Source organism: Chromobacterium sinusclupearum, from assembly GCF_002902845.1.
Taxonomy (GTDB): domain Bacteria; phylum Pseudomonadota; class Gammaproteobacteria; order Burkholderiales; family Chromobacteriaceae; genus Chromobacterium; species Chromobacterium sinusclupearum.
The window spans coordinates 1-9240 of the sequence record NZ_PPTF01000021.1; the positions used below are offsets into that span (position 1 = coordinate 1).

The following is a 9240-nucleotide window of genomic DNA, read 5'->3' on the forward strand; positions in this document are numbered from 1 at the left end:
CAGCTGGCGCTGAACGCCAACGGCCAGCTGGTCGATGGCAGCGGCACGGTTTACGCCTACCAGAACGGCGTGGTCTATCTGCCGCTTGGGAGCGCAAGCGAAGCGGCCACCGTGGCGGCTACCGTAACGGATGGCACGGGTAATGTTTCGCTAAATGTCTCGGGCAGCTACACCCCGTCAGAGACGCCACAAATCACGCTGGGCGAGCCGGGCAGCAACCATCAAGAGCAGGCTACGGTGGGGCTCGATGCTAGCAGCCTGGCCAATCAGGGTTACGCCAGCATCGTCGTCAGCGAAGCCGGCGCCAGCACCACCTTGGCCGTGCATAGCGATGGCAGCATCACCGGCTCGACCGCCTCGGTGACCGCCGCTTATGCCCAGGGAAATGTCGAGCTCTCCATCGCCACACCGGCCAATGCGCCGGATGTGACCGTCACCACCACGGCGACAGACGGCTATGGCCACAGCAGCACGGTCAGCGAGATGCAGGTCTTTGCCGCGCACGGCAGCGCGGTGGCGGCGATCGCCGGCGTGGAAACCTTCAAGTTCGTGGCCTCGTTCAACGGTCATGCGGGCGCGCCTACTGTGGAAACCATCCAGCAATTCAATACCGGGACCACGCAAACCGGCGCGCCGGCTGACGTGCTGGACTTGCGGGATCTATTAATAGGCGACAGCCACAATGGCGCGGACCCATCCTCCATAGGCAATCTGGCCAACTATCTGCATTTCAGCACCGTCAATAACAATGGCACGGTCAGCACGGTGGTGCATGTCAGCGAAAATGGGGCCATCAACGCCAATAGCCCGACATCCGACACGGCACAGATCGTGTTGCAGGGCGTGGACCTGACGCATTCGGGCAGCACGCTGCTGAGCGACCAGGCCATCATTCAAAAGCTGCTGGGCAGCGGCCAGTTGCACACGGACTAGGGGCTGTTGACGTTTGGTGAGTGGATCGCGTTTGCGCCGACTCTTCGTTGTTCCGCGCTGGCAGAGAATGACTATGCGGCGCGCGAAACGCCTCGATTCGGCGCAAAACGCATCCCGGCGCGACAGCCCACCAAACGTCAACAACCCCTAGAGCCGGCTGAAAACGCAGCGGGGGCGCTCAAGCGCCCCCTCTGCCCAAAGCTGGCGAATCGTTGATGACCGTTACTTTACCGCAGGCCCCGTCAATAGCTGGACGCCGATCTCGATCAAGGACGCTTTGTCCTGCGGCGAAGCCACGCCTTTTGCCTCCAACTCCACCACCATCAGGCTTGCCATGCGCAGCATGCCGCGCAACAGGGCCTCTCGCCCCTGATCCTGGTGGATATTGTGGGTCAGCGAGTGATCAAGAACCAGATAATCGATTCCGGCCTCATGCAGCCGCGCGACCAGCTCCATATTATGCCCCTGGATTTCCACTGCGACTCGATGGCCAGCCACTCTGACGCCGCGGGCAAACGCGACAAATGCCTGCCAATTGTCTGCCAGACCGGCCTCATCAAATTCGAAGTGAATCCTGCGTTTGGGATGCCTGCCCAGCAACTGCTGCGCCTGGGGCAAAAAATCAGCCGCGTTCAAGGAGGCGGGGGAAACATTGATGGCCAACCGCCCGTCCGGCCCCTCGCGCAGGGCCAGCTCAAGCGTTTTGAGATCCAATGCCGCGCTACGCCCCAGACGCAAGGCATGCGCCACCAGCCTCATCGCGCTCATCTGCGGCAACTGCTCGGTCTGGACCCGATACAACATGCCCTCCTGCCAGGCAACGGATCCATCGGCAAGACAAACCGGATACCAGCGCAAGCGCAGGGCATGGTCGTCATGGATGCTGTCAAACAAGCTTTGCCAGTTGAAATCCAGCAGGCCATCCGGCGCGGCGCCGGCGCGGCTATCCATTTCCCAAGCATTGCCCCCCTTCGCCTCGGCCAGGGAAAGCGTCTGATTGGCCTGAGTCAACAACTGATGACGGCCATCTCCGCTATGGAACGGCACAATCGCCAAATTGGCCACGCCGGGACGGTCTATCAGATCCATGCTCTGATAACGGCCCCAGCAAGCGCATAGCTCATCGGCCAACTTGCATGCCTCGCGGCTATCGATCTCCGGGCACAACATCGCGAAATCGGCGCCGCGCAAGCGGGTGGCCATCCAGCCGGGATGGGGCTGGCAGCGCTGCGACAGATCGTCCGCAAGACGCTTGAGCAAGGCATCGGTCTTGCTACCGCCCAGCCTCTGGTTCAGCTCCATCAGATTGGCCACCCTGACCAAGAACAGAAAGCCGCGCACCGGGTCTTCCTCTTCTTTCAAAAGCCCGCCCAGGCGCAATTCAAATGCTTCCCGATTGGGCAAGCCCGTCGAGTTGTCGGTCAGGACTTTCTGCCGCATCAGATCCAACTCGTCGCGCAAACCATCCAGATAGCGCTGCAGCCGGTCCACCATATGATTCATCGCCAAGGCCACTTCCGCCAAATCCGGAATGCCGGGGATGGGAATCTTGTGAAAGCGCCTTTCGCTGATGGCCTGTGCCTGTCGCACCACGCTGGCGAGCTGCCGCTTCATCTGACGAATGTCCAACGCGCCAATCAAGGCCGCGACGATCCCGATTGCGCACAACCAGTACACCGTATGCAGCGCGCCGCGCCACAACGAAAGGTAGGCGTAGTTGGGCTGCGATTGCACGATGATCCGGCCGGCCTGCATCCAGCCATTGGACACCTGGGCCGTGCCGGGAGAAGGCTCCAGCGGCAAAAGCCCGCGAAACCAGCCCGGCACATCGCTTTCGGGCTGAGGCGACGCCAGATTGACCAGCGCTTTGCGGTCCACGCCCTCCCAGCGGATCAGGGAAAAATGCCCTTGATCGAAACTGGAGTTCAGCAAGGTTTGCGCCATGACCGGATCGGCATGATATTGCGTCAGCATCAGCGCCAAGCCATGCGCGGTATCGACGCTCTGCGCATTCAGCTGCTGCTCCAGATAACTGCGGGCATGCAGCAAATTGGCTATCAAAGCGCCCCCAATCGATAGCAGCACAATTAATCCGATCAATACGGATAAGCGCTGGATCAATGATAATTTTTTTCTGCTCACGGGCATTGCCTCAAAATTCAAAGCCTTCCGCTTTCAATTTAGTCAACAACTGCTTCCACCGTCCAAGACGATCAACCTCATTGCTGCTGACTCCGCCCACGACGATATTTTCCATGTTGAAACTGAACACCGGAATCAAATCCGGACGCCGCGAAGCCGGCTCTATGCTGTCGATCAAATTATCCAGAATCAGCGGTTCGGCAGTAGGCGTCGGGTAATAAGCCAACACCATATGCGCCTGGGTAAGGTGGCTGGCTCCTCCGCCTATCTGGGCTTTGACATACACCAAACGCAGCTTTTGCGGCGCGATGCCCAATAGACGAAAAGACACGTATTTATTAATGACGAAGCTTTTGCAGTCCCCCGCGCCCTTGCCGAAGGTTTCCAATGGCGTCGCCCAATAATCGGCCTGATTCCATACAGATTCGTTTTCGGCGTACTGAATGCGCCGGTTAAAAAACACATTGATGTTTTTCAACGCCTCGGCATCCGGATGATTGGCCAAAGACTGCAGCAAAGACTGCCATTGATGAAACAGCCGTTGCGCCTTGGGCCCATAGCGGGCGACAGTTTGTTCCGAAGGAAGGGTGCTGGCGGACAGCAAAGGCTGGGCCAGCAAACAGCAAGCCAGAGACAGGCATCTGAGCCAAGCAATCACTCTGGAAAATTTGAAGGACCGCGCAGGGGCCGGAGGAGTCAGGACGTCGACCGATGCCATCTGTCCTCCTCCAGAAAGGGAATCGTCTACTATTCCTTTAGAAGGATAGTCGGACGCAAAAAAAATGCATTTGCGGCAGTTGCATAATCTAGGGGCAGTGACCGATGAACCAGACAACGCGCATCATCAGTCTATCGCTGGCAATGACCGCGGCTGCCGCTTGGCCTGGCGCCTGCCAAGCTTACACCCTGCGGGAAGCGGTGGGCCTGGCGGTATTGAACAACCCGGAAGTGCTGTCCAAACTGCATGACTTCAGATCATCTGAAGACGATGTGCGCGCCGCGAAAGCGAACTACTACCCAACGGTCGACCTAAACTACGAAAGAAACCGGCAAGTCTTCGACTATCCGCCCAATACCGTCGCCTCGCAGCACTACACAACCAAGGGCTGGACCGCAAACCTCAATCAAAGCCTGTTCAGCGGCCTGCAAACCTATAACCAGGTCAAAGAGCAAGGCTATGGCAGCCTGGCCCGCTATTTCGACTTTCTGCAAACTTCGGAAAGCATCGCGCTGCAAACCACTCAAGCCTACGCCGATGTGTTGATGTACCGGCAATTCGTACAGATCGCCAAGGATAACTATGCCTTGCACAAGGGCATTCTCGGCCAGATTCTGCAACGGGTTCAGTCAGGCGTGGGGCGGCGGGTGGACCTGGAACAGGCCAATGGGCGGATGGCCGAGGCCGAATCCAACCTGATTGTCGACAACACCAATCTGCTGACCGCCACCTCGCGCCTGGCGCGGTTGATAGGCCCCTTGCCGCAGGAGGACATGGCGGACTTGCCCAGCCTGGATGGCGCGCTGCCGCCGCCTCAGCAACTGATGCAGCAAGCCATCGGGCACAGCCCGGCCTTTCTGGGGGCCCTGGCCTCGCTCGACGCGGCCCATGCCGAAGTCAATGTGCGCCGAGGCGCTTTTTCTCCTACCGTATCGCTGCAGCTGAGCAAAGCGCCCACCGAGAATTACGATGGCTATCTGGGCACCACCCACCAAGCTTCGGTCGCCATCATTTTCGGCATCAACCTGTTCCGTGGCGGCGCGGACCGCGCCCAGCTGGCATCGGCATCGGAAAAATACAATTCGGCGCTGGATCAGACCGAGCTGGCCTGCCGCAACCTGCGGCAGAATCTCGAGCAATCCTATGCGACGCTGGTGCGCTACCGCTCGCAGCTATCTCCGCTATTGCAGCACCAGCTGTCCACGGAAAAAGCGCGGAATGCCTATCGCAAGCAATTCGACATCGGCCAGCGCACGCTGCTGGATGTGCTGGATAGCGAGAACGAGCTGTTCAGCGCGCGCCGCGACTACATCAACGCGCAAATCCAGCTCTCCGTCGCCCAGGCATCGGTGTTGGCCTATTCCGGCGCGCTGCTCGACGCACTTCAGCTGAAGGCCATGGATGACGACGCCGACAAGGATTTGCTGCAACATATGAGCAGGCAGGAATGCGGCGGCGGCTTGCAGACGCCGGCGCCGATTGACGTCAACGCCATACCCGGGAAACTGATCTTCGATCCGCCCTCCAGCTCAAGCATTCGCATGCCGGCCACAATCAGTTCGGATCAAGCGCAGCAGCCGGATAAATCGGCAGGCAAAAAGCCGGGATGGCAGGACGCCGCTCCCGCGCAGGACGCGACCCGCAAAAACAATGACAACGCGCCCGCCCAGACGGACACGGCGCCGCGCGTCATCATCCGCCAGGCGCCGTGAACGCGGCAGGCTCAATGCGCCGCGCTGTTGGAAAACAGATTGATCACCGCGACGCCGGCGATGATCAGCCCCATGCCGACAATTGCCGGCAGGTCCAGCTTCTGGCCGTATAGCAGCCAGGCGATCAGCGAGATCAGCACGATGCCGATGCCGGACCACAAGGCATAGGCGATGCCCACCGGGATGTGCCGCAGCGTCTGCGACAACAGGTAGAAAGCCACCATATAGCCGCCAGCGGTCAGCAGCGACGGCCACAGCCGGGAAAAACCATCCGACGCCTTCAGCGCCGAGGTGGCCACCACCTCGGACAGGATGGCCCCCATCAGAAACAACCATACTTTCATTGATTACTCCATGGCCGCCGCCAGCGCGCGCCGCTCGATGAGCCGGGCGCGCAGATGGTCATACAGCCAGTTGAATACATAGGTGTAAGGCAGGAAAAACGCGAAGAAGCCCAAATCCAGCAAGAACGCCTGCCAGTAGCTCACATTCAGCCACCAGGCGGCCAAGGGCACCAGCATCACCACCAAGCCGCCCTCAAACAGCAAAGCGTGCACGCAACGCACCGCCACCGTGCGCTTCAGGCCCCTGGCGCGCTCAAAACGGTCGAATAAAGCGTTGAACAGCATATTCCACAACATGGCCACAGTAGACATCATCAGCGCCAGCACCCCCATGTGCAGCACGCTTTCGTTCATTAGCAATGAGGCCAGCGGCACCAGCAAGGCCATCGCGCAGGCCTCATACAACACGGCATGCAATACCCGTTCGCCCAGTTTTTTATCTGTCGCGTTCATAGACGTCTCTCATCAGCAAAAAGTGCAATCCACGCGATTATGATTGGGAAATCGGATACAATAAAAATATCATTAATCGGAAATACCGATATGTCTATCTCGCTCGACGCGCTCACCGCCTTCGTGTACGCCGCCGACCTCGGCTCCTTCTCCGCCGCCGCGCGCCGGCTGGGCAAAAGCCAGTCCACCATCAGCGAGGCCATCGCCAACCTGGAAATCGACCTGGGCAGCAGCCTGTTCGACCGAACCGCCCGTCAACCCAGCCTGACGCCTGCCGGCCAATTGCTGCTACCGCAGGCGCGCCAAATCATGTCCGCCAGCCAGGCCATGCAGCAACAGGCGGCGCAGTTGAGCGCCGGCGTGGAAACCCGACTCACCCTGGTGCTGTCCGACACCTTCCAGTCCCACACGCTGGAAAACGTGGCCAGCCGGCTAGAAGCGCGTTATCCGCTGCTGGAACTGGAGTGCCTGGTCGGCGAACAGGAAGACGTGCTGGACCTGATTTTATCCGGCCGCGCCCAATTGGGCCTGGTGGGCGCCATGGAACGCTATCCGCCCGACATCGCCCATCGGCGCCAGCGCGACTCCAGCGAGCTGGCGCTATTCGCCGCCCACCGCCATCCGCTGGCCACGCAGAGCGCCATCGACGAAACGCAGCTGCGCCAGCATCGCCAGCTGCGGCTCAATACCTATGGCGACAAAACGCCGCCGCGCTGCGGCCAGCGCCAATGGTATGCGCCCAGCTACCTGATGCTGCTGGACATGGCGCGCCTGGGGGTGGGTTGGGCAGAACTGCCATGCTGGCTGGTCAAAAGCTTTGGCGGCGGCGAATTGAAGCAATTGGACGTAGCCGGCTGGCCCAAGCGCATGCCGGTTGATCTGGTATGGGCGGCGCGCCGGCCGCTGGGCGCGGCAGCAGGATGGCTGCTGGAACAGCTGGCTGGCACGGGCTCCGTCCCTTCTACGCACCCACCAATCAATACTGACTAAAAGATCAGTCCAAGCCGCTGATCCAAATAAGTTTTCCTATGCTTCCCGGGCCGGACCACCATCAGGCCCCAACCGCAGGAGAGCGATATGAGCCATCCCGTCGTGACAGTAAAAAATCACTCCAGCCGCCACGTCTATATCGAAGGCGATCCCAATTGGGACGACCAAGTGCTGCTGCTGAACAATCAACCACTGCCAAAGCTCTACTCGCTGGCGCCGGACAAATCCATCCAGCTTAGCGTGGACTGGAGCGGTCCGGGCAACGAGTACATGATGGGGGTGATTTTCGCCGACGGCCCAGACTACGACTACGGCGGCGATGGCTTCTATCAGCTAACCATAGGTCAGTCCAATGACAGCGGCCTGCTAGGGGTAACCGATGGCGATGGCCATGCCAAAGTGAGCTATAGCGTGGGCCAGCAAACGGCATGGGGCATGGTCATGGATTTCGCCGACAGCTGAGGCGCAAACAAAACCGGCCCCGCAGGGCCGGTTGGTCTGGATCGGAGCCGGCTCTCGCGCTAGGCCGGCACCGCCGCCGCGCTCCAGCCTTGCGGGATCGCGCCCAGCAGCTTCTTGGTGTAGCTGTCCTGCGGCGCGCGGTAGATCACATCGGCGTCCGCCTGCTCCACCACCTGGCCTTTATTCATCACCAGCACCTGGTCGGAGATGTGCTTCACCACCGCCAGATCGTGCGAGATGAACAGATAGGACAGCTTGAACTCGTCCTGCAGGTCCTGCAGCAGGTTCAGCACCTGCGCCTGCACCGACACATCCAGCGCCGACACCGATTCATCGCAGATCAGCACTTCCGGCTTCAGCGTCAGGCAGCGCGCGATGGCGATGCGCTGGCGCTGGCCGCCGGAGAACTCGTGCGGATACTTGGCTAAGGCGCCGGCCGGCAGGCCCACCTTGTCCAGCAGGTCTTGCGCCAGGCGGCGGCGTTGCCCGGCGTCCTGGCCGATGCCGTGCAGCAGCATCGGCTCGGTTAGAATCTGCTCGACGGTGAAGCGCGGGTTCAGCGACGCGTACGGATTCTGGAAGATGATCTGGATGCGCTTCTTGTAGGCGTGAAACTCCTTGGCGCTCATCCCGATCAGGTCTTTGCCGTGGAACAGCGCCTTGCCGCCGGTAGCCTGGTGCAGCCGCACCAAGGTCAGCCCCACCGTGGTCTTGCCGGAGCCGGATTCGCCGACGATGCCCAGGGTTTTGCCGCGCGCCAGTTGGAACGAGACGTCCTTCACCGCGTGGAACTGGCGCTTGCCGAACAGGCCTTCGCGGATGTCGAAGCTTTTGCACAAACCCTGCACGTCCAGCACGATCTCGTCGCCGTCGGCGTAGCCGCGCTCTCGGTGCGGCGGCTCGACATACGGTTCCGGCTTGAGGAAGTCGTCGATCACCGCCAGCCGGGTCGGGCGGCGGTCCAGGTGCGGCCGGCACGACAGCAGCGCCTTGGTGTAGGCGTCCTGCGGGTCTTCGAAGATCTGCTTCACCGTGCCCTGCTCGCGGATCACGCCGTGGCGCATCACAATCACTTCATCGGCGAACTCGCCCACCACCCCCAAATCATGGGTGATGAACAGCACCGACATGCCGTGCTTCTTTTGCAGATCGGCGATCAGCTGCAGGATCTGCTTTTGAATCGTGACATCGAGCGCGGTGGTCGGCTCGTCGGCGATCAGCAGCTTCGGTTCGCAGGCGATGGCGATGGCGATCATCACCCGCTGCTGCTGGCCGCCGGACAATTCGTGCGGATAGGCCTTGATCCGCTTCTCCGGCTCCGGCAGCCCCACTTCGCGCAGCAGCTCCACCGCGCGCTTCCACGCCGCGCTTCGCGACAAGCCGGCGTGCAGCGTCAGCGTCTCGACGATCTGCTCGCCCACGCTGAACACCGGGTTCAAGGAGCTCATCGGCTCCTGGAAGATCATCGCGATGTCCTTGCCGCGCA

9 protein-coding genes are annotated in these 9240 nt (G+C 60.7%); 4 read left to right on the forward strand and 5 right to left on the reverse strand.

Annotated elements, in window-relative coordinates:
- Window positions 1–933: type I secretion C-terminal target domain-containing protein (locus C2134_RS06900; RefSeq protein ID WP_146042107.1), on the forward strand; the 933-nt coding region annotated here is incomplete at its 5' end.
- Window positions 934–1155: 222 nt separating this feature from the next.
- On the opposite strand, the gene C2134_RS06905 is transcribed toward C2134_RS06900, so the two are convergent.
- Both C2134_RS06905 and C2134_RS06910 read right to left on the reverse strand, forming a co-directional pair.
- Window positions 1156–2994, reverse strand: coding sequence for a bifunctional diguanylate cyclase/phosphodiesterase (locus tag C2134_RS06905; RefSeq protein WP_233196377.1), 1839 nt, complete (start codon window positions 2992–2994; stop codon window positions 1156–1158).
- Window positions 2995–3085: 91 nt separating this feature from the next.
- Window positions 3086–3793, reverse strand: coding sequence for a transglutaminase-like cysteine peptidase (locus C2134_RS06910; protein WP_103318680.1), 708 nt, complete (start codon window positions 3791–3793; stop codon window positions 3086–3088).
- Window positions 3794–3897: 104 nt separating this feature from the next.
- Here C2134_RS06910 and C2134_RS06915 point away from each other — a divergent pair, with 104 nt between their 5' ends.
- Window positions 3898–5505 (forward strand): TolC family outer membrane protein, encoded by a 1608-nt coding sequence (locus C2134_RS06915; RefSeq protein ID WP_103318682.1) that lies wholly within the window; start codon window positions 3898–3900, stop codon window positions 5503–5505.
- 11 nt (window positions 5506–5516) lie between these two features.
- On the opposite strand, the gene C2134_RS06920 is transcribed toward C2134_RS06915, so the two are convergent.
- A complete protein-coding gene (locus C2134_RS06920) occupies window positions 5517–5849 on the reverse strand; it encodes an SMR family transporter (RefSeq protein WP_103318684.1) in 333 nt (110 codons plus the stop codon).
- A gap of 3 nt (window positions 5850–5852) precedes the next feature.
- On the reverse strand, window positions 5853–6302 hold the full coding sequence (locus C2134_RS06925) for a multidrug/biocide efflux PACE transporter (protein ID WP_103318686.1): 450 nt from the start codon (window positions 6300–6302) through the stop codon (window positions 5853–5855).
- Between the two features lie 90 nt (window positions 6303–6392).
- Here C2134_RS06925 and C2134_RS06930 point away from each other — a divergent pair, with 90 nt between their 5' ends.
- Window positions 6393–7292 carry a LysR family transcriptional regulator gene (locus C2134_RS06930; RefSeq protein ID WP_103318688.1) on the forward strand — a complete coding sequence of 300 codons (900 nt, stop codon included), beginning with the start codon at window positions 6393–6395 and terminating at the stop codon, window positions 7290–7292.
- An 87-nt stretch (window positions 7293–7379) separates the two neighbouring features.
- Complete coding sequence (locus tag C2134_RS06935) at window positions 7380–7754, forward strand: hypothetical protein (protein ID WP_103318689.1); 375 nt, start codon at window positions 7380–7382, stop codon at window positions 7752–7754.
- Window positions 7755–7813: 59 nt separating this feature from the next.
- Here C2134_RS06935 and C2134_RS22095 read toward each other — a convergent pair.
- Window positions 7814–9240, reverse strand: a 1427-nt coding sequence (locus tag C2134_RS22095; RefSeq protein ID WP_103318691.1) for an ABC transporter ATP-binding protein, incomplete at its 5' end; no start/stop codon positions are given.